We start from the raw sequence: 24,603 nt of genomic DNA, 5'->3' as shown, positions 1-24,603 counted from the left end.
GTCGATGAAGTAGTTGCCCAACTCAATGGAGAGTGTTTGATGATGCCGTTAAAAGTGTTACACGAGAACGAATCGCATGAACAACACGCCATGCCGCAGAGCCAGGCGCGGCCGGAAAACGTGATCGCCAGTCTGGCATCGGTGACCAAGCAATTCGGCCAGCATACCGCCGTTGACGAGCTTTCGCTCAATCTCTACCAGGGCGAAGTCGTCGCGCTGCTGGGACAAAATGGAGCGGGAAAGACCACCGCCGTACGCATGATGCTTGGGCTGACCGAGCCGACCTCGGGGGAAGTTCGGATTTTCGGCCGCGATCCGCGCGAGCGTGCCGCGCGCATGCGCATCGGCGCCATGCTGCAGGTGGGCGCCGTTCCCGAGCATCTGTATGTGCGCGAACACATCGATTTATTCAGCAGCTATTACCCCAACCCCTTGCCGGCTGCGGAAGTGATGGCGATCGCCGGCCTGACCGGACTCGAGAACCGGCGTTTCGGAAAATTGTCCGGCGGCGAGAAGCAGCGCGTGCTGTTCGGCGTGGCGCTGTGCGGCAATCCCGATCTGCTTTTCCTCGACGAACCGACGGTCGGCATGGATATCGAAACCAGGCAGGCGCTGTGGAGCCAGATCCGCCAATTCGCCGCGCGCGGCAAAACTGTGCTGCTGACGACCCACTACCTGGAGGAAGCCGACGCGCTGGCCACGCGCGTGGTCGTGGTGCAAAAGGGGAAATTGATTGCCGAGGGAACACCGGCGCAAATCAAGGCCACCCAGGGCCACAAGAATATCCGTTGCCGCACCGTCCTGGAACTCGCTTTCATCGCCGCGCTGCCTTCAGTCATTACGGTACGGCGCGAGGGACCGGTGACCCATATTGCGGTGAGCGAATCGGAAAGCGTGGCGCGCGCGCTGATGCTGCACGACGCCGCGCTGAGCGATCTCGAAATCAATAACGTCGCCCTGGAAACGGCCTTCCTTGCGCTCACCGCCAGTGCCGGCAAATCGTAAGCATCGTTGCGCATAACTCGTAGTCAGATCAGGAGAAATCAAGATGGAAGTGGTCCAGGACACCATGCGCGCGCCGGCAACGATGAGCGCGCAGCAAACGATGCAGATCTATATGAAGGAACTGAAATACGAGCTGACCAAGCTGTTGCGTGAACGCTCGTACATCTTTTCCATCTTCGGTTTTCCGATCGCTTTTTTTGTCGTGTTTGGCCTCGCCAATGACGGCCAATTATTTCATGGCTATCCGGTCACCAGGTACCTGATCGCAAGCTACTCGTGTTTCGGCGCCATGGGTGCAGCCTTGTTTGCCATCGGCGGCGGCCTCGCGGCCGAGCGCGGCAACGGCTGGCTCGAACTCAAGCGCGCCTCGCCCATGCCGATTCACGCCTACCTGTTTTCGAAACTGTGCGCCAGCGTGTTGTTTGCCATCACGCTCGCCCTGATCTTGCTCGGCATCGCCAGCCTGTCCATCAATTTGCAGATGTCGGTTCTCGATGGCTTGCATTTCCTGCTGGCCGTCGCGGGTGGCGCGATCACCTTCGCCAGTCTTGGCGTCTTGATGGGATTGCTCATGCCGGCCAATGCCGGTGGCATGATCAATTTCGTCTATCTGCCTTTATCGCTGTGCGGCGGCCTGTGGATGCCTTTGGAAATGCTGCCGGTCTGGTTGCAGCAAGCGGCGCCGTTGCTGCCGTCCTATCACTACTCGCGCCTGACCTTGCACACCTTGGGCTACTTCAATGAATCGGAGCCGAAGTCCTGGCTGATCCTGGCCCTGTACGCGCTGGTCTTTTCAAGCATCGCGGCGTGGCTGTTCCGCCGGCAGGAAGCGACACGATAAGCGCTGTTGTTCCGGTCATCTCCCTTGCTTGGCGTCTGTTCACGATAAAGGTGGTTGCATGAGCTCGAGTATATCTGTCAGCGCAATACGGCCTGCGGCCCAGCGTGCGCCTGAGTTGACCCCGGAATCGATCCGGGCGCTGATCACATCGGGCGCCCAGGGGCGCGCCGACAATAAGCTGCTGATCTACATCCATATTCCCTTTTGTAGCTCGAAATGTCATTTCTGCGACTGGGTGGTCGGCTATAGCAAGGCCGACCTGCTCGACACGGGAGAATTGCGCAGCCGCTATGTTGAGGCGCTGTGCACCCAGATCAGGGAATATGCCCCGACCTTGCGCGCGGCGAACTACCGGGTCAGCAATGTGTACTGGGGCGGCGGCACGCCGACCCGGCTGACCCCGCAGCAAATGGCGCTCATTCACGATACCCTGGCCGACTGCATCGATCTATCCGGCGTGGCCGAGTATTCGATGGAATGCAGTCCCGAGACGGTCAGCGCCGGGCACCTTGAATTGATGGTCCCGCGTGGCCTGAACCGCATCAGCGCCGGGGCCCAGTCTTTCGATCCGCAGATCTTGCGCAAAATGGGACGCGCCCATTCGTCCGACCAGATCGAACGCGCGCTGCGGACCTTCCGCGAGGGGGGATTGACCAATTTCAATCTCGACCTGATCGCCGGCTTCCCCGGTCAATCGGCCGAGAGCCTGTTCGATTCCATCCAGCGCACCATCGACGCCGGCGTGCCGCATGTGAGCCTGTATATGTTCCGCGAATTCTCGTCCGATCTGGTGGTGGTGCGCCAGCTGACGTCCGGATCGGTCAAGCAGGTGTCAAGCGATGAACGCTCGGCCCTGTATTTCGCGGCCAAGGCGATGCTCGAACAAGCCGGCTTCGAGGAATACGTGGTCGGCTATTTCGCCAAGGGCGAGCAGTTCCGCTTCAATTCGGAAGACTATTATTTCGCCATGCGCGGCGACTATTTCGGATTCGGGGCCGGCGCGGCGTCCACCATCGGCCGTTGCACCTTCAAGTCCGGCGAGGCATTCCGCTATGGCGACTCGAACGTGCGCACGTATATCGATGCGCCAGCCGCAATGGGCATGGCACCCCTGAAGTTCGTTCCGGATGTGGCCTACACGGACGGCTACTTCAAGGCATTCGCCACACCGGAGGGCATCAATTTCAGCCGCTTTCGCGAGCAGTTCGGATTCGATTTCAAGGCATTGCGCGCGGCGCGTCCGGCCATCCGGGAATGGTTCGCCGAACGCGAAAAAAACGGAGCCGTGTTTATCGAGACCGCGGAGGGCATCGCACTGAGCCCCGAGACCTGGATTCCCACGATGATCTGGCGACGCTGAGACCGGCGCGCTGCATCCCATCACGTTTGCCCCATCTATTCATGGCGGTCGCGCACCCTGGCGACAATCGGCGGTCCTCGCATGCTCGGTGAAAAAGAGAAAATGACAGGCATAAACAGCAAGCTGGCGTTGTTGAAGATCGATCGCAGCGAGGTGGCCGAAGCGGCACCCGGCCGGCGCAAGCTGGCGATGCTTGGGATTGCAGGCGTTGTCGTGTGCGCGCTGGCGGCCGGGTGGTTCGGCGCGACCCGTTTCAGGGCCGTGGCGGCGCCCACGGCGACAGCGCCGCCGGCCAGCGCGCCGGCGCCGGCCGGGGTGCCCGCCGGACGCTTGACCGCTTCGGGATTCGTGACCGCGCGCCGGCGCACGACGGTGGCGTCCGAAGTCACCGGGCGCCTGCGCGAAGTGCGGGTCGAGGAAGGGCAGCAAGTGCGTAGCGGCCAGGTGCTGGCGGTACTCGATTCGAGCGTGATCGACCGCGAAGTGACCATGCTGCAGGCGCGCCTGGCATCGAGCCAGTCCGCCGCGCAGGCCGCCGCTGCCGATCTGGCCGATGCCCAGGACACCCTGGCCCGGACGACCAAGCTCAGCGCCACCGGTTTCCTCAGTACCGCGAGTTTGAATCACGACCGCCGCCGGGTCGACAGCCTGCACGCGCAACTGGCACGAGGCAATAGCGATATCGTTGCCGCCCGCGCCGATACGGCGCGCCTGCAGGCCCAGCGCGGCCAATACGAGATCCGCGCGCCGTTTTCTGGTGTGGTGGTCGACCGCAATGCGCAATCCGGAGAAATCGTCTCGCCCATCTCCGGGGCGGGCGGCTTTACGCGCACCGGCATCTGCACGATTGTCGATATGGATAGCCTGGAAATCCAGGCCGACATCAATGAGGCTTTCATCGGCCAGGTGCACGAAGGACAAACGGTCGATGCCATCCTCGATGCCTACCCCAAGCAAGTGATTGCCGCGAGGGTGCTGGCGATTATTCCGACCGTCAATCGCGACAAGGCCTCCGTTCGCGTTCGCATCGCTTTCCTCAACAATGACCGCAGGGTACTCCCCGACATGGCGGTCAAAGTTTCATTCAATCAGAGTACGACAACAAGGGAATGAGCATGACCGATTATTTTCGCTTGCAAAATGTTGATAAGAACTATAAACGGGGCAAAGAGCTCATTCCGATTTTTAATAATCTGACGATCGATATCAAGGAAGGCGATTTTGTGGCGGTCATGGGCCCTTCCGGATCCGGCAAGAGCACGCTCTTGAATTTGCTGGGGGGACTGGACCGGGTCAGCAGCGGCTCGCTACACTTTCGCAATACCGAGTTGAGCCAGTATAAAGAGAGTCAATTGACCGACTGGCGGGCCAATAATGTCGGCTTCATTTTTCAGTCGTACAACCTGATGCCGATGCTGAGCGCCTCGCACAACGTCGAGCTGCCCTTGCTGCTCACTAAACTCGGCAAGACGCAGCGCGCTTCGCATGTGAAGACGGCACTCGATATCGTCGGCTTGAGCGATCGCGCCAAGCACTATCCCAAGGAAATGTCGGGCGGCCAGCAGCAGCGCGTGGCGATTGCCCGGGCCCTGGTGGCCGATCCCTCCCTGCTGTTATGCGATGAACCGACGGGCGACCTGGACCGCAGCACGGCCGATGAAGTGCTGGGATTATTGCAGGTGCTGAATCGCGAACACGGCAAGACCATCGTGATGGTGACCCACGATCCGGCGGCGTCGGCATATGCCAAACGCGTGCTGCATCTGGATAAGGGTAAGTTTATCGAGCGGGCGGCCTTTCATGAATAAATTCACCCTGGTTCGCAAGAACCTGTTGCGTCAACCCATGAAGTTCTTGCTGCTGTACGTGGTCATCCTGGTGGCGTTTCTCTTGTTCGGCATGCTGGAATCCGTGCAGGGTTTCCTGGCTAGCGGCGGCGGGGCGGCCAAACAGAGCGATCGCCTGATGGTGTCGAACCTGACCAGTTTTACGCAGCCGCTGCCGTTCGCGTATGTGGAGCGGGTCGCCACCATCGAGGGCGTCAAGGATGTCTCGTACATGGCGTGGTTCGGCGGCTACTATAAAGAGCCGGGCAATGCGCTGATCTCCTTCGCGGTCGAGCCGGACTCCTATCTCAGGCTCTATCCCGAGCTGCAACTGTCGCCCGAGCAGCGCGCCAGCTTCTTGCGTGAACGTACCGGTGTGATTGTCGGTCAGCAGGTGGCCGAGCAATTCGGATGGAAACTCGGCCAGCGTGTGACTTTGTCGAGCAGCATCTATTTTTCGACAACGGGATCGCGTCACTGGGAGTTTCTGGTCACGGGGATTTATGCGAACGCGAAAAAGGGCGGCAACGAATCATCGGTTTACTTCCATTACGATTATTTCAATGACACCAGGACATCGGGCAAGGACAAGGTTGGCACCATTGTCGTGCTGGCGAAAGATGCCGGGCAAAACGACAAGATCGCGGCCGCCATCGATGCGAAGTTCGCCAACTCGGGCGATGAAACCGCGACGGTCAGCGAAACCCAGTTTTTCAAGGCCTTCCTGGCGCAGTTCGGCAATATCGGCATGATTGTCTCGATTGTCGTGGGGGCGGCGTTTTGTTCCATGTTGCTGGTCGTTGGTAATACCTTGATGATGACCTGGCGCGCACGCACGCGTGAAATTGCCGTTCTCAAGGCGCTCGGCTTTCCCTCGTCTCATATTGTGCAGCTGGTCGTGGGCGAGTCGGTCTTGCTGTCGATGGCCGGCGGCGCCAGCGGCCTCGTGCTCGCCTGGGGGATCGTCGGCGCCTTGAAGCAAAATTCCAGCTTCGCCTCGCTGACGATGTCCTCGTCCGTCTGGATCGCCGGCCTGGGCATTGCCTTTGGGCTCGGTGCGATTACCGCCGCATCCCCCGTTTGGCGCGCCCTGCGCGTGAACGTCATCGATGGTCTAGGAAAGGTCTGAGCCATGCTTTCACAACTGCGTCAGATTTGGGCGGTTATCCAAATCAATCTGCTTAGCCTCAAGCACCGCCGCTGGACCTCCGTTTCGGGCTGCGTGGCCATCGCATTGGCGGTGTTCGTCCTGTTGGGTGCGCTTGCGCTGGATAATGGATTCCGGCACGAACTCAATAACAGCGGGGCGAGCGATGTGGCTGTCGTGCTGCGCGCCGGCGCCGGAAGTGAAGTTAACAGCTCGCTCGACCGGGAGCAGCAAGACATGCTGGCCACCTTGGTCGAGCTGGCGGGCAAGCCGGGAAAACCGGCCGTGATGTCGCCCGAGTTGTACATCAATGTCGATGTCGTCAAGAAGTCGAGCAAGCTCAAGGCAAACGTTTCCTTGCGCGGCATTACGGCGACCGCCTTGCAGGTGCGTCGCGGCGTCAAGCTTGCAGAGGGCAGGTTGTTTCAACCGGGCAGCAACGAAATCGTCGTGGGGCGTGGCGTCAACCAGGAGTTCGAGGGACTCGGGTTGGGCCAGCAGCTGCGCCTGCATGGCACTAACTGGACCGTGGTCGGCATTTTCGAGGCTGCCGGCAGTGTATTCGAATCGGAGGTCTGGGCTGATTTGCGGGTCGTCCAGGGCTTGCTGAACCAGGGAAATACAATTCAAACGGTGCGCATTGGCGTGGGCCTCCCCGATCAGATCGCCGAATTGGTGGCGGCGGCGAAAAAGAATCCGCGGCTGACGGTAGATATCAAATCGGAACAGGATTATTACGCGGCCCAGGCCAAGGAAAGCACCGATCTGATCACCTTGTTCGGCAAACCGCTCGCCGTGCTGATGGCATTGGGCGCCCTGGCTGGCGCGCTCAATACGATGTACGCCTCGGTCGCCGAGCGCGGACGGGAAATCACCACCTTGCGCATTCTCGGCTACGGACGCTTCTCCGCATTTGCCGGGACCCTGGCCGAGTCGCTGGTGCTGGCGGGCGCAGGCGCAGTAATCGGCGGTGTCGCGGCGTTTGCCGTGTTTAACAATATGAGCAGTTCCATGTTGGGCGCGGGCTTGTCGACCGTCGTCTTCAAGATGAGTTTATCCAGCGCCCAGCTCATTGAAGCGGCGTGGTGGGCAATCATCATCGGCCTGGTCGGGGGCATCTTCCCGGCATTTCGGGCGAGCCGGCAAGCCCTGGCCCTTGGCATTGTCGAGTAAGCCGCCATGCGCGTGAAACTTGATCATAGCGCGCGGCAGCGGGCGGCCACGGGCGCTCAGGCGCCGTGCCGCCTGCGGGCCTGTTTGCACGAGCAGCTTACTTCTTCCGGCGCCGCTGGTGTGAGGCGGCATGGCGTCGCCCTCGCGCATCCACCGCCCCCCGGCGCGGCGGCGTAGCGGCTTTTCCAGCGCTGTGCGACCTTATCTCTTGCATGCGTGATTTGTCGCGCAAGGATAGCGCTCGACCTTGTTGTTCATCGCCTGGTAATACTTCTTTTATCGCACGCCTGATAATACGGCGGGTTTCTGCACATTTGGCCATTGACGGTCGGCGGTAATATGACGCCGGGCTGCTGCATTGGTGCGCGTATTAAAAGTTGGATCGTCAGAAAATATGTCGAAAAAGAGACAGAATATTTACAGCAAAAACTTTCTTAAATCTTCTTGACGAAAGCATTTTGATGTCGTTACACTGGATTCACCGTGGCAAGAGTATTAATAGTGCCAGGTCGTTAGGATTTCCAGATAAGCGAATGATCGCCTCCAGAAACTCTACCGTTACCCTTGTTTTTTCAAACCACACGAAGGAAATAAAATGAACGAATCACAAGTTGTAGTTAGTAACGACGATCTGCAAAATCTGGAAATCGAAACCTTTCAAATCGACGAAATGTCGGATTTGGACAGCAAAGCACCACTGAACATCTACACCAGCAGCACCTGCTGCTGCGGTTAATATCGCTGGTCGATTGATGCGGGGCGCATAGGCCCGTATCAATCGCTGCCGATACTGTGGTACCTGCAGTATTGCTTGGCGAGGGGTTTGTTCAGAAATCCCGATATAGCCAGGTTAATACTGCAGCCTTTGAAGGAAATATATTCGGACCCGATTTCACGTCGGCGAGCGCGGCCAGTCCGAATACAAGCCGATCAGGCTTAGCGCATCAAACATGAATTCGAGGCTGTTGAGCCATTGAAAAAATTGGGGGATCAGTGCATTCAAGTAATCATTGTGCAAGCGAAGAAAATCCGATTCTTCTGACCGTGAAAGCATGCATTTCGCGCCACCTCGACCAGGATGGCGTTGACCTCGATGTGGGCTTTCTTGGTGGTAAATACGCACGCACTCCTTCTACCGACGCAGCTTCCTCCCCAATCAATGAACTTGCAGCGCGCACCATGGTGGTGAGGCTGACCCCGTCGCGCGTGCATCTATCCCTGTTTCCCGCTGCGCCCGCGCGCAGCACGTCAGCCTGTCCGGAATGCCTTGACCGGCGCTCCCTGTCGACACTGACGGTCGATGAACAATGGTCGACCCAGCTCGGTTTTCCACGCGAACAGAATGGCGCGCCGAATTTGATGGGCGCGGCCCTGGAGAATATCGGTTTGCTGAGCAAATCGATATTGCGGCAAAACGCGCCGGCATCTAGCCAGGCGGTCTACAGCGTCGATTTAATCACGCAGGAAGTCGCGGTCTACGAATTGATGCGCGACTCCCTCTGCAAACAGTGCGCCGATGAAGAACCCGTTTCACAGGAAAACGCCGTTTTGGCGCTGCGTGAAACCTTGCCCGCACGCAGTGGGAAAAGCCGGATGAAGAGTTTGCTGGAATATGACCTTCCAACCAAGGCGCTGATTAACCCTGTGTGCGGTTCGGCCGGGGTGCATTCCATTCCGGGTTATGTACAGTCGGTTACCGCCCCGATATTTTCCCAATACGTGCAGAGAATACCCGGGGTCAAGCCGCGGATCGTCGGGTGGAGCGGATTTACCACGCGCACCGACGAAAGCCGGACCGCCGGTATTCTCGAATCCCTGGAACGCCAGGCCGGCATGCTGGCCACACCGAAATACACCACCGTATTCGGCAGTTATGAAAGCCTGGCGGAGCGGGCGATGGATCCGGCGCTGTGCCTTGCCTATAATGAAGAGAGTTATTCGCTGCCGATCGGACTGACCCGTTATACCCCGGATTTGCCGATTGAATGGATCTGGGGCCACTCGCTGTTTTCCGGGCGCGCGATCCTGGTGCCGAAACAGCTGGTTTTTTATAATCGCGTCCCCAAGACCAGCACATTGAAAACGATTGTGCATAATAATTCAAGCGGCTGCGCGCTCGGGTCTTGCTATGAAGAGGCCATCCTCAAAGGCTTGGGCGAACTGCTGGAACGGGATAGCTTTGTTATTTCATGGCATCGCATGCTATCACTGCCGCGCATCGACCTTGCCGACTGCCCGGACTTGAAGACACGCCTGATCATGGACCGGATCAAGTTCCTCGATTTCGAGCTGACCTTGCTCGATGGGCGGCTGGATATGAAAATTCCGACCATTATCGCGGTCGCGCGCCGCCGCGACCAGGACGTGGGCGCCATGTCGGTCGGGGCGGCGGCCAGCACCGATCCCAACGAGGCGATCCGCAGCGCGCTGCTGGAAGCGGCATCGTCGATCGTCGAGTTGCCGGTCTTGTATAACAACCGCAAGGCGAAAGTCGACGAACTGCTTAACGATTATTACGCGGTGAAATCGGTGACCGACCATATGTCGCTGTATGCACTGCCCGCCATGGCCGAGCAAGTACGCTGGATGGATAACAGTCCGGTGGTGCGCAGCGTCCAGGAGACGTTCCAGGCCGACCGCGACTGGCATTCCGATGGCGATATCGCTGGCGACTTGAAAAAAGTGCTCGCTGAACTGGCGCGCTGCGGCATGCATGAAGCCGTGGTGGTCGACTTGACTACGCGCGAGCAGCACAAGCTCGGTCTGAAAACGGTGCGCGTCATCGTTCCCGGCCTGGCGCCGATCGACTTCGGCCATCCGCGCAACCGGGTGGAGAGCCTGCCCCGGGCGCATTCGGCGCCGGCAGCCGCGGGCCTTGCCTGCCGGGTCAATGCCGGCGACAACCCGCTACCGCATCCCTTCCCTTAAATACCAGGCGATCCGCCTGACAGGCAATGCGTGCGCCGGCGACGGCGGTGAAGCGAATGATTTCAGGGAGACCAGAATGCCTTTGATACGCAAAGACGTGAGCGCAGCGGAGAATATCCTCGCATTTTCCGAAATGATTTTCATGCGCGGCGAAGGAATCGATTTGATGGTTCCCGCCGAGCATAAGCCGGACTGGGACGACCGTCCATCGCGCGTGCGGCTGTACCGCGACCGCCAGCGCATTCCCCTGGCCGGCCCGGCCACGCTCAATCGCCGCTTCCAGGCAACCCAAGGGACCGACAATGAGCCGTCGATGGCGACCCTGGCCATCATGTTGTACCTGATGTCTTCCCCATTGAGCCGAAAGCTCGACATTACCTGGAACGCCGATATTCCCCAGGTGGGCTATCTGGCGCAGGAATACGGGCGCGGCGCGGCCTCCGGCGGCGGCCTCTATCCCGCGCAACTGTATGTCGTGGCGGGAAGCGATGAGCAACCCGGGGAAGGGGTCTATCATTATTCTTCGGCACAGCATGCATTGGTGCCGGTGCGCTTTGGCGCCTGGACAGAGCAGCTGGCGCGCGCGGTGGCGGAGCAGGGCGAGGCGGGCGTGTTTCCCTATTATGTGGTCATCTCGGTCGATTTCTGGACCAACTGCTTCAAGTATCATAATTTTGGCTACCATGTTTGCTCGCAGGACGCGGGCGTGATGCTTGGCGCCCTGGAATTGGCCTGCGACGCGCTCGGCATTGCCCAGCGCAGCTTCCTCGCCTTCGACGACGCGATGGTTAACCAGGCCGTTGGCGCCGACGGACGCTCCGAGAGCGCCTTCGTGGTTGTCGGCCTCGGCACTGCGCGCACGGCGGCGCCAGCGCTTGCCGATCACGCCGGCGATGACCAGTGCCCGCCATCGCCCGCGCGCGCCTGGAACAGATCGCGTTCAGTCAAGATTCCCCCGGACCTGATCGACGTGCATCAATTGACCATGATGGAGCCGGACCAGGTCGCCTCTTGCGTGGCCGCTCTGACGCAGCCAGCCAAGGCGCCCAAGAGCAGCGCTACCCAGCCTGTGCTGGACGCGCGCGTGCGCGCGGGTTTGCCCAGCATCCTGCTCGCGCGGCGCTCGGCCTGGGGGAGCCTGAACGGCGGCGCAGCGGTCGACAAGGACGATCTGCTTGCCTTGCTCGACTTTGTCTGGCAGCACGCCGTTTCCGACGCCAACAGCGTGCGCGAACCCATCCCGCCCGGAAGTCTGGGCCTGTGCGTGCGCGTGAACGCGGTTGGCGATCTGGGGTGCGGCGCCTACCAATGGGATGGGCAAGAGCGCTGCCTGGTGCCGATGCCCAGCGAGGACTTGAAGACGTGGCAATCGACTTACTCGATGGGAAATTACAATATTGACGACGTCGGGTGCATTCTTTTTGTGACCGGCAATCTGCCGTCGCTCGTCGAACAATATGGTTCGCGTGGCTACCGCATTCTCAATGCTTACGTGGGGCGGATCGCGCAATTTGCCTATGTGGCCGCGGCCGCGCTGAAGCTCGATTGCGGTGCGGTGCTTGGCGTCCGGGCCAAACTGGTCAAGCGAGTGCTGCAGCTCGATGAGAATGAGAACGTCTGCATCGGCTTTTATGTGAGCAAGCCGCAGGACGCGCAACACTTGTTCGATTTTTCCCTGGTTCCGGACGTACCGGCCTGGAAACGCGCATGACCGGCATGCCATTCATGGAGCTGGCGGGCGAGAGCGTGCGCGCCGCCCGTATCGCGCCCGCCGCGGCGCCCGAGGTCCGGATATCGGAAGGTTTTTTACTGCGCATCGGCGGCCTGGCTTTTTCCCGCAGCGAGCAGCTGAAAAATCCCGGGCTGGTCGCCGCGATCGCCACCTCGCTGGCGTGCGAATCCGCGATCGCAGCCGCGGTCGACCAGCTCAGCAAGGACTTGTACGACGCCATCAGCGCGGCAAACGGCCACCCGGCCTTGCAAAATACCTTGCTCAGCGTGCGCAGGAAAGTGTTTAACGGGCGGCCGGTTTCGCGTAATCATGTGGATTTTCTGGATCAGCACCTGGCAGGGCCGGTGTGCGCCGCCCTGGCGGAATGGCGTGCGCTGCGCGAGCAGCTCGACCAGCACACCTTGGCAGCGCACGCTGCGCTGCAACAGTGGCAGGCGGCGCAGCGCCAGGAACTCAAGCGCCTGGCGTGCGAGCCCGACTTCAGAAAAGGCTTGCTCATTTCCAGCCCCTCGTTCGAACGCACCCTGGACGATTACGTGCGTTGTGATGGCCTGAAAATGAACCGGAAGCTGCGCCTGACCGAACGGACCTTGCTCTTGTATTTATTTCGGACCAGTCACAAGACCTCGCCGTTCAGCACCTTGACGCCAGTCTGTTTTGGCCGCTTCGACAGCGCCGCGCCGGGCGGCCTGGCTCCCCAGCTGAGCGGGTGGGACATGCGCAGCGCGGCCAAGCCGAATATCGCCATCCTTGCCCGCGTGGCGCAGGCCCTGATGCTCAACGCGACGCATTATCCGCATCTGCGCGTGGCGCTCAAGGATGGCTGGTCGGTCAAGGGCAAGCGTATTACTTTCCTCAAGCGCAAGGAAACTGCCGTCAATATCAGCGGCCCGGTGCATAGCGCGGTGTCCGAATTCGCTTTCGCGGTGCATTTGACGCCGTCGCTCCAGATTGTCCTGGACATGCTGGCCACGGGCGATACTGCCATCGCCGACATGCAAGCGGCCCTGATGTCCGGGCTGGGAATGGCGCCGGAAAAGGCGCTTCAGTATATTCATGTGCTGATCGACAGTGGCTTGCTCCTGATAAGCGGTTTGCGCCCCAGTGCGTTCGATCCGGATTGCTGGGCACATTTTGCCGCGCGACTCGAACAGATGCGCGATCCGGCTTTGCTGGCGGCTGCATACGGTCTGCGTAGCATCGATCTCAAGGTGCAGCAATATGCCCAGGCCACCCCGGCGGCGCGCAGAAGCATCTTGTCCGCGCTCGATGGCGAGGTCGCGCAAGTGCTCGAACTGGTCGGGAACACGGCATCGGTGCCGCATCCCACGCTCTACGAGGACGCCACGATCAGCAAGGCACCGGTATTGCTGAACAAAACCGCGTGGCAAGCACCCTTGGACCAATTGGCCGAGATGCATTGCTTCCTGTCCTTGTTCGATCCTTTGCTGGTGTCGAAGATCACGTTCAAAACCCTGTTCAAAAAGCGCTTCGGGGTGGGCGGCGAATGCCAGGACATTCAGGCATTTTCAGATTTTTTTCATGAAGCGTTTTACCGGACTGTCTCTGCCAGCAACCGCAGGACCGACATCGGCCCGGCATTCGGCGGCGGTATCCTGAACGCGCTCAGGATTCCTGAAATCGTGGCGATCCAGGAGGCCCAGCAGCATTTCCTGTCGGTGATGGCGGACGTGCGGCCCGATGCCGCTGAAAACGGCGACATCATGATTCCGCCTGAACTGGTCGAACAGATCGGACGGCTCGCCTTGGGGCGGCACAAGCGCCTGTCCAATTCCTTCTTTTTTCAGCTGGCCACGGAGAACGACACACCCCGTCTGGTGTTAAACCACGTGTATGCGGGACACGGCTATGCATTCAGCCGCTTTGCCCATCTGTTCGACGATGGCGCGCAGCAGCCGGTCGATGATGCGCAACGAAAAACGCTCAAGGCGACCGAGCCCGCAGGATCGCTGTTCGCGGAGTTCCAGGGCGGGCATGATACGAATCTCAATCAGCATCGGCTGGTGGCCGATATTGAACTGGTGCTGCCGGGCGAGCGCGGTGTCGCCGCGCCCGAGTGCCAGATCCGCCTGTGCGAGCTGACGCTTCGCCACGATGGCGCGACCGACGACATTTACTTGTATTGCAAGCGTCTCGATAAACGCATCATTCCTGTTTACCTGGGCATGTTCTATCCCCTGGGATTGCCGGAATTGCAGACGCTGTTGCTGCATCTGAGTGCGCCCGTGGTACTGCGCTCGGACCTGTTTCCCAAGCCCTTGCCGGTCGATGGGAGTGTCCTGTACCGGCCGCGCATCCGCTACCGGCAGATCATCATCGAGCGCGCCCGATGGACTGCCCCCGTCAGCAAGGTGCCGCAGCGCGAACCGCTGGAAGAGGATTATCCGTGGATGGTGCGCCTGGCAAAGTGGCGGATCGGCGCGGGAATTCCGGCACAGGCCTTTGTCAACATTGAAGGCGGCGGCGCGAACCCAGCGCACGGGAATGCGGACAGAAAAGCGGACGATAGCTCCCAGGATATCGGCGGGAACGATTTCGGGCAGAAGCCTTTTTACCTCGATTTCGAGAACCAGTTTTGCGTGTCCCTGTTTGAAAAACATATTTCCGGGATCCAGGGCTACCTGCATTTCACGGAGATGCTGCCTACCCGTGAAGGCGCGATCCATTGCGACGGCCATGCGCATGTGTCGGAATTTGTCGTGGAAATTACCCAAAGTGAGCGTCGATGAAACTCGCGGAACAAACCTATATCAGCATCCATATTTACTACAATGTGATCGACCTCAGGCCGGTGCTGCTTGAATGCGTGGATCCGCTGGTCGAGCGGCTCACCGTCGAAGGGTTGATTTCAAGCTATTTCTTTATCCGCTACTGGGAAGGCGGCGCACACGTGCGCTTGCGCTTGTTGCCCAGCACCGGAGCGGATCACGCCGAAATCCGGTCGATTGTCGACGGCGCCGTTGGCGCATTCCTGGAACAGCGTCCGTCCCTGTTCGACCCCGACCCGCAGATCATGGCGCCACTGATGCGGGCGATGTTCGTCGCCGAATACGGGCAGGAAGAGTATGTCCGCCAGTTCGGCGCGGACGGCATGATTCCCATCATGGACAACAACTCGTTTCGCTATATGCCTTACTTTCCCGAGTACGGGCGCTATGGGGGGGCCAGCGGCATCGCCCTGGCCGAGGAACATTTCCATCTGTCGAGCGTCATCGCGCTGGAATTGATCGGCGAATCGAACAGCCATGTGCGCACCAGCATCCTTGGGTTGGCGTTTCAGTTGATGCTGTATTTTGTCTATTCGTTTTTCGAGGACAAGGCCGTCGTCGCCGGTTTCTTCAAGCGCTACGCGGAATTTTTCAGCGGCGTCAACGTGACGCAGCAATCGCAGGATGCGTTCGAAGCCGATTTCGAGCGGCAGTCGGACCGGATCCTGTCGCAAGTGTCCCAGGTTGAACAGATACACCGCCATCTGCAGGTGGAGGATGGGGGCGCGCTGTCGCGCTATTCGCGCAATGCGAGCCATATGCGCGACCGCATCAGGGAACTCCACGGCGCCGGCGAATTGCTGCTGGAACCGCCAACGGACAGCTACGAGAGTGCCTGTTCGCGCCTGCTGACGAGTTATGTCCACATGATGAACAACCGCCTGGGCATCCTGATACGGGAAGAGGTGTATATGGCCAATATGATTCACCGGACCCTGGGAGGCGCCCTGTGAACGCGGCCGGCAGCGTTGGCGCGGCCGCGCCCTTGCCGCGCCTGGCGCAGTCGATCAAAATCGGGCCGGACGAATTTGTCGGCGGCGCGGTCATGTGCTTCGCAAAGAATTCGGCCAGCGGCATGTATTTCAGGATGGGCGAACGGGAAGCGTTCATCTTGCGCCGCCTCGATGGCGAACATAGCGGCGCCCAGATCGCGCAGGAATATGAACAGGCGTTCGCCAAGCCGATGAATGAACTATCGCTGCGCAACGCCTTCGCCTTGTTTTTTCAGCGCGGTTTGCTCGATACCGGTGTGCAGGCGCAGCCGCAGGAAATCAAGCCGGCCGCCAGCGCCGTGATTGCCAGCGGCGACAGCATGATCGCCCAGCGGCTGTTTTTCTGGAACCCGGATGCCTATCTGGCCCGACTCGTGCCGGCCGCCCGCTTCATCATCAACGGACCGGTATTGCTGCTGTGGGCGATTGGCCTGATGGCGTTCGAACTATTCCTGTTGCCGCAGATGTCAGCCTTGTGGGATGCCGCGCTGCTTGCCTCGCCCCATTCGCTTGTCGCGCGCGCCGCCACCTTGTTCGGATTCGTGATGGGAATGACCGTCCTGCACGAAGCGGGCCACGCGATTGCGTGCAAGCGCCATGGCGGCGACGTCAGGGAAGTCGGCATCATGATGCGCTATTTCATGCTCACCGCGTATACCTCGGTCGACGATATGCTGCTCTTTCCGAAGCGGACGCACCGGGTCCAGGTGCTGATGATCGGGCCGCTGATCAGCCTATCGCTGATCCCCCTCGCTTTTCTCGCGTGGCGCTATCTGCCTGCCGGCTCGTTCATGCAAACGGCCGCGATCGACATTCTGGTTTGGTATAACGTGGGCTGCCTGATCCAGCTCGTGCCCTTTCTTCAGTCGGACACGTACTTCATGCTGGCCCAGGCCTTGCGCATGCCGGATCTGCGCAAGGATGCCAACGCTTATTTGTTCAACCGCATGGGCGCCTTTGTCCTCGGGCGCCGCCCGACGGCGGTTGCCGCCAATTGCGCCGGCTATGTGGTGCCGGTCTACTTCGCCTACGGAATTCTCGCCATTGTGGTCAACGTGGCGGCGGGTATCTATCTCTTTACCCATTACTTCCAGTCGATCCGAGATTTCCTGGGACCCGTTCCGAGCCTCGTGCTGCTACCGCTGGTAAGCCTGTTCCTGCTGTGGCGCATCTTTGCGAACCTGGTGCCATGGATCAGAAACCAATTAAAGAAACTGCATCCCAAGACGCAGCCGTAATGCCGGTGGCCTGACTTTTTTCGAATTATTCAGCGAGGTAATAAGATGCAACCATCTTTACAGTTTAACGCGCAACGCATTGGCACCGGTCCGGCTCTCAGGGAACTGATCGAGAATATCTCCAGGGGCGGTACCTGCGCGGTGGCCGACCTGAGCCTGGGCACCTGGACCAAACAGGCCCTGGCCACCCAGTTGCTTGGACAACTTGTGGGGCAGGAAGTGAGCCTGAAAAGCGGTAGCGAGCACGTCGCCGGATCGGCCGGCGACTCGATGAGCCTGGCCATCGACCAGGAGGGGCGCGGCAATATATCGGTGCTCAGCGCGTTTGGCACGGCGCAGCAAATCGCCCGTTTATTGCAGAAGCGTCCTGCCCAGCTGTTCATCGTCTGCCCCCGTTTTGGCATTGCCTGGCGCTATGCGGACCACCTGTTGATCGAATATCTGCGCGTGCTGCATGGCGCCCTGGACCTGACCCTGGTCGTGGTGGGCGACGAGCCTTGCACCTGGCCGGAAAACTGGGAAGTCAGCGAGCACGGTAGCGCGCCGACGTTGCCGGCCAGCGGCCGGCGCAGCCTGGTTTCCATGCTGCCGAGCGCAATCCCGCCGTCCATCCTGAAAACACTGTCCGACGACGACATGGGCGCGATGATCCCGCTTGCCAATGGGTGGGCATTGGTGATGCCCGAATCGCGTCGCGATTCTGCCGACCCGGCAGTGCGCTTTACGCCGGACGAGGTGGCGTCCATGGCGCACACCAGCATGCGCCATTTCCGGGCGTATGCGATGCTGCATGCCGATAAAGAGGCCGTGGATAGCCGGGTACTCTGTTCCGAGGGTTGGAAACATATCGAATCGGGATACCGGGAATTGGCGTTGTCATACATGGACATGGCCGAGGCCAAGGCATCGAGTCCCGCTGAAAAGATGGCGTACCGGACCCAAAAGCAGTTCATGCACATCACCCTGTCCAATTTCAAGGCGGCGGCGAATATCGACGATCCGGATCCCGCCTTGCCGCCCGATCTCCTGGGAACCTTGCTCGAACTTAAAGGCTGGGGCTTGGTGATGAGCGGATCGCATCAGGCCGCGCTGCCTTATCTCACCAAAGCCCTGGCCATGTTCGAGCCGAAGGCGATGGACAAGACCTATCTGTTTTTGATGAATATCACGGCATTCGCCCACTTGCGCAATGGCGATCACGAAGCCGCATTCAAGCTGGAAAAACGCATAGAACAGCTGCTGGACGATCCGACCTTGGGCGACGCGCGCATTGCGTTTGTCAACTCGATCAATCTGGCGCGTTTGTACCGCTACCGGGGAGAGCTCGACGAATCGCAGACCTATTATGGGCGCGCGTTTTCGACGGTCGAAGGAGGGCGGACCGACACGGACGCGGTCAACGTCAATCTATGCCTGCTGCGCGTTGAAGAAGCGCGCGGCAACACGCGCGAGGCGATGCTGTGCTGGATTCGCGCGGCGCTGCATTGGTGCGCGAGCGAGTGTCCCGAGGCGCTCAATTGGCGTGTGCATCCGCTTATCCTCAACAAGGGCGGCGTCATCGATGTCAAGGGTATCCGCCAGGCCTACGATCTGGTGGACAGCCTGGCAGCGGGCTTTTTGAGCAATCTGAAAAAATTCGCCGAGTCGGGCGTCACGTCGGCCGCCGTTGAAGAGACCCAGGCAGGTGGCTGCGATTTCTTTTTCGATGAGGCCATTTCCTCGGTAAAGGTCATGACGCGCTATGTGGGCGGACATGGCTGGGGCGTGATGGCCGCGACAGGGTGCGGAGAAAAGCGCGACTACGGCGGCAATTACGCCGCCTTGACCCGGTGGCTGAGCGCCTGGATTGCGGGGCAGGCGGGCCAGGCGGCGGAACAATGCTACGTCATTGATCGCCGTGACGGCACCGAGATGCCGCGCAATTGGCCGGAAATGCTCAATAGCGCTGCCGAATTCAAGATCACGCATCTGGTGTATGACGGCAAGCATGTCGAGATCACACCAGTTCAACTGGACGCCCTGGAGCAAAAGCGGGCGGTGAAACTCAATCCGCTGGTCGCCCACATCGAGCAGGACGATAGCAAGATGGTTCTTCACTATAAACGCTATCTTCCGCAGTTCGCCCTGACTGGAGAAGAGCAGCTGCTATTGCGGGCGCTGCTCAATGAACCGCATGTCGGCTCCGCCAGGCACGCGCTCGACGCAGCCGGATTTCACATGGAGCGGGTCGACCCCTTGATCGCGCGTTTGCGAAAAATGCGCGTTCTGCAGGTATCGCGGCCGGATAGCGCAGCCATGCCAATGGCCGTGTGATGCGGACGGCGCTTGGAAGGTGACGAACAAAAGTCAGCCGCCGGCCTGGCGCAGGTCGTCGAGCCCGAAAAACGTCATGGTCGCCGCATAGGCATCCGCCCTGACTTGCTCGACCGGCACGCTGCGGCCGATAGCCAGCAGTTCGGCGACGCGAGGCAGCGCAGCCGGCTCGTTCCTGCCCGTAATGTGCGGGGCGTAGCCGGGCGGTGTCAGGTAGGGTGCGTCGGTTTCGAGCATCATGCGCTCGGGTGGAATGACTTCCAGCGCGCGCAGAAGGTCGCGGTTGCGTTTTTTTTGCCCGACCCAGCCCGTGATGCCGAGATAAAAGCCCCGCTCCACATACTGGCGCGCGACCGCCTCGCTACCGGTGAAACAATGTACGACGCAGTTTGGCAGGCGATCCTTGAAGTTATCGAGAATTGCCAGCAGATCCGGTGCGGCTTCACGCTCGTGCAGAAACAAGGGCTTCCCGACCATGCAGGCCAGGTCGACCTGCGCCTCGAGGGCGGCGCGCTGCACGGGGCGGGGAGACAGGTCGCGGTTGTAGTCGAGCCCGGTTTCTCCCACCGCCACGGCATTCGGATGCGATAGCAGCGCGCGCAGCTGAGCCAAGGCGTCGGCCCCGAACTCGGAAGCATAGTGGGGATGAATGCCGGCGGTGAAATAGGCACTCCCAGGGGCCATTTTTTCCGTCAGCAGTGCCACTTCCCTGGACGTCTTCAGCGATGTGCCGGTGAGGATGAAGCGCTCGACACCGGCGTCGTGGGCGCGGGCGATGACCTCTTTCCAGTCACGCGTGAAGCGGTGGCTGGCGAGGTTCAATCCAATGTCAATCAGGGGAAAGGTAAGCATGGGCGGCATTGTGAAGGGCAAGTTAATGGCCTGTCAATGCAGTCGCACGATGCCGCTTCAATCAGCCGGTCGCGTGTGCATTGCGCACGCGGACCGGCCCGCCGGCTATGCGCCGGGGTGGCGCCTGCCGCCTGCCTCGCCGCGCCCGACACCGGTCCTCAATGACAGGCACCGGTCGTCACTTCAGGCCGAAGCGCTGATTCATCATGTCGATATAGGCTTCGGTGCCCAGCTTGGCCCGCGCTGCCAGCAGCGCGTCCGCGTCCGCGCCGGCCACGTAAGTGACTTGGGCGCTGCCGTCGGTGGCGGCGCTGAAGATCACCTCGGCGATTGCGCGCGGCTGGGAAAAGCCGCCGCGGTTGTTCTCGAACGTGTGCATGACCTTCGCTACCGAGTCCGCATACGGGTGGGCGTCGCCGCTGAAGGTCTTCGACAGCGAACGCCCGGCGAAGTCGGTGGCCACACCGCCCGGCGCAACTACCTTGGCGGCAATGCCGAACGGTGCCAGCTCGTACGTGAGGCCTTCGGTAAAGCCGACGATGGCGTACTTGGTAGCGTGGTAAATCGCGTTGAGCGGCATCGTTGTCAGGCCGCCGACCGAGGCGACGTTGATGATCGTCCCCGCGCGCTGCTCGCGCATGGCGGGCAGCACCGCGCGCACCACGTCGAAGACCCCGGTGACGTTGGTTGCCAGCTGGCGGTCGATCAGTTGCGTCGATGCCGTCTCGAACGGGCCGAAGGCGCCGAAGCCGGCGTTGTTGACGACGGCATCGATGCGGCCGAAGCTGGCCAGCGCGAGCGCGACGGCAGTGTCGATGGAGGCGCGGTCGGTCACGTCAAGCCGGGTGACGACGACATTCGGTGCGGCGGCCAGCGCGCCGGCGGTCGACGGGTCGCGCATGGTGGCCACCACGTTCCAGCCGCGTTCGGCGAACAATTCGGCTGCGGCGCGGCCAATGCCACTGGAACAGCCGGTAATCAGGATCGTTTTTCGCATGATAAATGAATTTCCATTCGGTTAAAAGATAAAAAAACGCTCAGGCTTTGAGCGCATCCCAACACAGTTGAAAGCCGGTTGTCCTGGTCGATTCGTCGTCCGGCAGGACCCCGGCGGCGATCAGGCGCGCCGTTTCGCGCACCGAGCCGAGGATGCAGGCGCCCAGGAAGGGGAGGGCGACGGGCTTGAGGGTTTCGTCGCGCTGGCCCGCTTCAAGGACTTCGTCGAACTCGCGCACGAAGCGCTTGCCCAGCTCGCGGTTCGACTCGCTCATGAAACGCGAGCTGACGTACTGCTCCTGGAACACCATCTCGGCCGGGTGGTCGAGGCGGTTATTGAGCATGTTGAGCCAGATCTGGCGGATGCGCAGTTTGGGCGGCAGTTGCGCTCCGGCGCCGCGCGTGAGGCGCTCGCAGGTGGCGCTCTTGGCTTGCTCGTACAGCGCGTCAAGCAGCGCCTGCTTGGACGGGTAGTAAATGTAGAGCGTGCTGGTGGCAATGCCGGCACCGCGCGCGATATCGGCCAGGGTCAGCGGCGCGAGACCGCTTTCCTGCACGAGCGCATAGGTGGCACGCGTGATGGATGCCAGTTTTTTCACGTCTTTGGGTTTCATCCATGCATTTTAACCGAATATTAATTCGGTTTAGGTGATTATTTCATTGTTTGAAATGCAAGCCGCGTCGCGCGGCATCGCCTGGGCCCGAGCGTCCGGAGAGAAACCGCCCGAGCTGCTCGGCGCCGCCAATCTCTTCGGGCTGTCGGCGCCCTGGTGGCGCAGGCGCTCGCTGCCGGCGCAAGAGGGGCGACCGTCGCGTGCGCGCGGTGGCCTGCTTTCCGCGCTGGCGCCTTGGCTGAGCGGCGATCCACGCCGGACGGAAGGGGAAAGGAATAGCCAGCGCAAGCAATCGATGGCCAGCCTGGGGCGAACAGGTTTTGCTCAAGGGATATCCCGACCCGGCGGATGGCATCTGGTCAATCGATAAGGCTGGCGCTGGGCACGTGTAAAATGCATTCCTCACGTGATTCACTGCAAGCGCGGGCTTGCCGATAGCTGCGGGCATTGCGTGACGGGGCGGTGCCGCAATTGTCTAACGACCGGCGGCCCTGTCATCAGGCGTGCGGGCTGCCACGGCCTGCGTCGGCGAGACAAGGGTGTCGAGTCCAAGTCAGCCTTGCCGCCATTCAGAGTTTTTAGTCCAAACGCAAGGGCCTCTGCCAGCGTGACTGGATGAGATCAAGATAAGGCTAGCACGTTGAAAAAATCGAATATCGTGGTCTACGCGGTGGTAATGGGTTTCCTCTTGTATGCCGCAGCCTATCTGTATTGCTGGGGCAGGCCGGCTTGCCTGATGTCGGACTACGAGCAGCGGTACTGGGACTTTGCCGGGGGCCGTCCCGACCACGCGCTGTTCGACGGCAGACCCGACATGTCGATTAAGACCAGCGTTCTTCCACCAAGCCAGGCACTTGCGGACAGTGCATATACCCGCACTTCCCTCATGATTCAATGCAGAGTACCCCTGCAAGACGCTTCCAGAATCTCCTACGTCGAGATGCGTTCCGCGCAGCTCTCCGCTGCTATCGAGATGTGGTTAGCCCGCCGCAACGACGTTACCGGATTTCGTCACGGCACCCTCAAATCCGGTGAAACACTGCCGGATCCCGTCCCCTCGGGGCGGATAAAGGCGCCCTGGCATGACGGCTATGCCGCGAAGCATGCGCCCGAGTGGTATCCGGCGCACAGAATGAACGAGCAGAACTTCGTCGCGTTCTGGGGTGATGGCTACCTGTTCAGGGGCGAAGCGAAGGATGAGTACTACTGGGTCGGCTTTAACTGAGGATGTGTTGAATTTTCTTCGCCAAAACCGTTGATTTAACGGCATACTTAACTCGTCGGCATTGTTTATCCGCTACGGATAGCACCTTCCCGCTTGCGATTGGGCCGACCGCATCGAGCAATCTTCGTCTCAAGTTTCGCCACCTTACCCGGATTGGAGTCACTCATGAACGCGAACACCGCAGGCGCGCCCGCGCTCAAGCAGGCACTGAGCACCTTTCAATTGTGGGGCATCGCCGTCGGGTTGGTCATTTCCGGCGAGTATTTCGGCTGGAGTTATGGCTGGGCCTCGGCCGGTACCCTCGGCTTTGCCGTGACGGCGATCTTTATCGCCGCCATGTATGCCACCTTCATCTTCAGCTTTACCGAGCTGACGACCTCGATCCCGCATGCGGGCGGGCCGTTCGCCTACAGCAAGCGCGCTTTCGGCCCGGTCGGCGGCTATATCGCCGGTGCCGCCACCCTGATCGAATTCGTGTTCGCGCCGCCGGCCATTGCGCTGGCCATTGGCGCCTACCTGAACGTGCAGTTTCCCGCGCTCGATCCCAAACTGGTCGCGCTCGGCGCGTATCTCGTCTTCATGGCGATGAATGTCATCGGCGTGCAGGTGGCCGCCACCCTGGAACTGGTGCTGGCGATCCTGGCGATCTTCGAGTTGCTGGTGTTTATGGGCGTGGTCGCCCCGGGTTTTTCGTTCGCCAATTTTACCAAGGGCGGATGGTCCGGCCAGGATAGCTTCAGCGCGGCGGCCATTCCCGGCATGTTCGCCGCTATTCCCTTCGCGATCTGGTTTTTCCTGGCCATCGAGGGCGTGGCGATGGCGGCCGAGGAGGCCAAGGATCCGCGCCGTTCGATTCCCATCGCCTACGTCAGCGGCATCCTGACCCTGGTCGTGCTGGCCCTGGGCGTGATGATGTTCGCGGGCGGGGCGGGCGACTGGACCAAGCTGGCCAATATCAACGATCCGCTGCCGCAGGCGATGAAGATGATCGTCGGCGGCAGCAGCGGCTGGCTGCACATGCTGGTGTGGCTCGGCCTGTTCGGCCTGATCGCGTCCTTCCACGGCATTATCTTCGGCTATTCGCGCCAGATTTTCGCGCTCGCCCGCGAAGGTTATCTGCCCCATTATTTTGCCAAGATTCATCCGCGCTTCAAGACTCCGCACCGCGCCGTGCTGGCCGGCGGCGTGGTCGGCATCGCCGCGATCTACAGCGATGAACTGATCAAGATCGGCGGGCAGACCCTGACGGCCAATATCGTCACCATGTCCGTGTTCGGCGCGATCACGATGTATATCGTCAGCATGCTGGCGCTGTTCAAGCTGCGCCGCAGCGAGCCGCAAATGGTGCGGCCTTTCAGCGCGCCGCTGTATCCCTACGTTCCGCTGTTCGCGCTGCTCGGCGCGCTGGTGTGCCTGGGGACCATGGTCTATTACAACCTGGTGATGGCCTTGGTGTTCGCCGGGCTGCTGCTGGCCGGCTACGCGGTGTTCCTGATGACGGCGGGCCGCCGCGCGACTCTGGCGGCGCCCCAGACCTAGGCTGGGCATGGCGGCGGGCGCGCTTCAAGGACA

General features: G+C 60.6%; 19 protein-coding genes. 16 read left to right on the top strand and 3 right to left on the bottom strand.

Features of this window, described 5'->3' with window-relative positions; all coding sequences use genetic code 11:
- The first annotated feature begins 39 nt into the window (after positions 1 to 39).
- The 14 genes from IV454_RS25145 (at position 40) to IV454_RS25080 (ending at position 19,344) form a co-directional block, all read left to right on the top strand.
- Positions 40 to 1,005 carry an ABC transporter ATP-binding protein gene (locus IV454_RS25145; RefSeq protein ID WP_206088357.1) on the top strand — a complete coding sequence of 322 codons (966 nt, stop codon included), beginning with the start codon at positions 40 to 42 and terminating at the stop codon, positions 1,003 to 1,005.
- A 43-nt stretch (positions 1,006 to 1,048) separates the two neighbouring features.
- Complete coding sequence (locus tag IV454_RS25140; RefSeq protein ID WP_206088356.1) at positions 1,049 to 1,846, top strand: ABC transporter permease; 798 nt, start codon at positions 1,049 to 1,051, stop codon at positions 1,844 to 1,846.
- A gap of 58 nt (positions 1,847 to 1,904) precedes the next feature.
- Entirely contained in the window at positions 1,905 to 3,206 is a 1,302-nt protein-coding gene (locus IV454_RS25135) for a coproporphyrinogen-III oxidase family protein (protein WP_206088355.1), read from the top strand.
- A gap of 102 nt (positions 3,207 to 3,308) precedes the next feature.
- Positions 3,309 to 4,319 (top strand): efflux RND transporter periplasmic adaptor subunit, encoded by a 1,011-nt coding sequence (locus tag IV454_RS25130; protein ID WP_206088353.1) that lies wholly within the window; start codon positions 3,309 to 3,311, stop codon positions 4,317 to 4,319.
- The gene (locus IV454_RS25125; RefSeq protein ID WP_370663757.1) at positions 4,316 to 5,014 is read left to right on the top strand and encodes an ABC transporter ATP-binding protein; all 699 of its coding nucleotides are present in this window, start codon (positions 4,316 to 4,318) and stop codon (positions 5,012 to 5,014) included. The genes IV454_RS25130 and IV454_RS25125 overlap by 4 nt, the downstream gene beginning before the upstream one ends.
- Entirely contained in the window at positions 5,007 to 6,161 is a 1,155-nt protein-coding gene (locus IV454_RS25120) for an ABC transporter permease (RefSeq protein ID WP_206088351.1), read from the top strand. Before IV454_RS25125 ends, IV454_RS25120 begins: the two co-directional genes overlap by 8 nt.
- 3 nt (positions 6,162 to 6,164) lie before the next feature.
- Positions 6,165 to 7,352, top strand: coding sequence for an ABC transporter permease (locus tag IV454_RS25115; protein WP_206088350.1), 1,188 nt, complete (start codon positions 6,165 to 6,167; stop codon positions 7,350 to 7,352).
- A gap of 595 nt (positions 7,353 to 7,947) precedes the next feature.
- A complete protein-coding gene (locus IV454_RS25110; RefSeq protein WP_156441576.1) occupies positions 7,948 to 8,088 on the top strand; it encodes a hypothetical protein in 141 nt (46 codons plus the stop codon).
- A gap of 359 nt (positions 8,089 to 8,447) precedes the next feature.
- A complete protein-coding gene (locus IV454_RS25105) occupies positions 8,448 to 10,280 on the top strand; it encodes a TOMM precursor leader peptide-binding protein (RefSeq protein WP_206088349.1) in 1,833 nt (610 codons plus the stop codon).
- Positions 10,243 to 11,991, top strand: coding sequence for a SagB family peptide dehydrogenase (locus IV454_RS25100; protein WP_206088348.1), 1,749 nt, complete (start codon positions 10,243 to 10,245; stop codon positions 11,989 to 11,991). The genes IV454_RS25105 and IV454_RS25100 overlap by 38 nt, the downstream gene beginning before the upstream one ends.
- A complete protein-coding gene (locus IV454_RS25095) occupies positions 11,988 to 14,762 on the top strand; it encodes a lantibiotic dehydratase (protein ID WP_206088347.1) in 2,775 nt (924 codons plus the stop codon). Before IV454_RS25100 ends, IV454_RS25095 begins: the two co-directional genes overlap by 4 nt.
- Positions 14,759 to 15,754 (top strand): thiopeptide-type bacteriocin biosynthesis protein, encoded by a 996-nt coding sequence (locus IV454_RS25090; protein WP_206088346.1) that lies wholly within the window; start codon positions 14,759 to 14,761, stop codon positions 15,752 to 15,754. The genes IV454_RS25095 and IV454_RS25090 overlap by 4 nt, the downstream gene beginning before the upstream one ends.
- Positions 15,751 to 17,031, top strand: a complete 1,281-nt coding sequence (locus IV454_RS25085) for a zinc metalloprotease (protein WP_206088345.1) — start codon at positions 15,751 to 15,753, stop codon at positions 17,029 to 17,031. The genes IV454_RS25090 and IV454_RS25085 overlap by 4 nt, the downstream gene beginning before the upstream one ends.
- A 45-nt stretch (positions 17,032 to 17,076) precedes the next feature.
- Positions 17,077 to 19,344, top strand: a complete 2,268-nt coding sequence (locus tag IV454_RS25080) for a tetratricopeptide repeat protein (protein ID WP_206088344.1) — start codon at positions 17,077 to 17,079, stop codon at positions 19,342 to 19,344.
- 33 nt (positions 19,345 to 19,377) lie between these two features.
- Here the strand turns inward: IV454_RS25080 and IV454_RS25075 are convergent, their stop codons facing one another.
- The 3 genes from IV454_RS25075 to IV454_RS25065 form a co-directional block, all read right to left on the bottom strand.
- The gene (locus IV454_RS25075; protein WP_206088343.1) at positions 19,378 to 20,196 is read right to left on the bottom strand and encodes a TatD family hydrolase; all 819 of its coding nucleotides are present in this window, start codon (positions 20,194 to 20,196) and stop codon (positions 19,378 to 19,380) included.
- A gap of 178 nt (positions 20,197 to 20,374) precedes the next feature.
- The gene (locus IV454_RS25070) at positions 20,375 to 21,193 is read right to left on the bottom strand and encodes an SDR family oxidoreductase (protein ID WP_206088342.1); all 819 of its coding nucleotides are present in this window, start codon (positions 21,191 to 21,193) and stop codon (positions 20,375 to 20,377) included.
- Between the two features lie 40 nt (positions 21,194 to 21,233).
- On the bottom strand, positions 21,234 to 21,806 hold the full coding sequence (locus IV454_RS25065; protein WP_206088341.1) for a TetR/AcrR family transcriptional regulator: 573 nt from the start codon (positions 21,804 to 21,806) through the stop codon (positions 21,234 to 21,236).
- A gap of 640 nt (positions 21,807 to 22,446) precedes the next feature.
- Here IV454_RS25065 and IV454_RS25060 point away from each other — a divergent pair.
- A complete protein-coding gene (locus IV454_RS25060; RefSeq protein ID WP_206088340.1) occupies positions 22,447 to 23,031 on the top strand; it encodes a hypothetical protein in 585 nt (194 codons plus the stop codon).
- Positions 23,032 to 23,196: 165 nt separating this feature from the next.
- The gene (eat, locus tag IV454_RS25055; protein WP_206088339.1) at positions 23,197 to 24,570 is read left to right on the top strand and encodes an ethanolamine permease; all 1,374 of its coding nucleotides are present in this window, start codon (positions 23,197 to 23,199) and stop codon (positions 24,568 to 24,570) included.
- Positions 24,571 to 24,603: the final 33 nt, after the last annotated feature.

This window comes from Massilia antarctica (assembly GCF_015689335.1).
In the GTDB taxonomy this organism is placed as follows: Bacteria; Pseudomonadota; Gammaproteobacteria; order Burkholderiales; family Burkholderiaceae_D; genus Telluria_A; species Telluria_A antarctica.
This window is presented reverse-complemented; position numbering and strand designations above follow the sequence as displayed.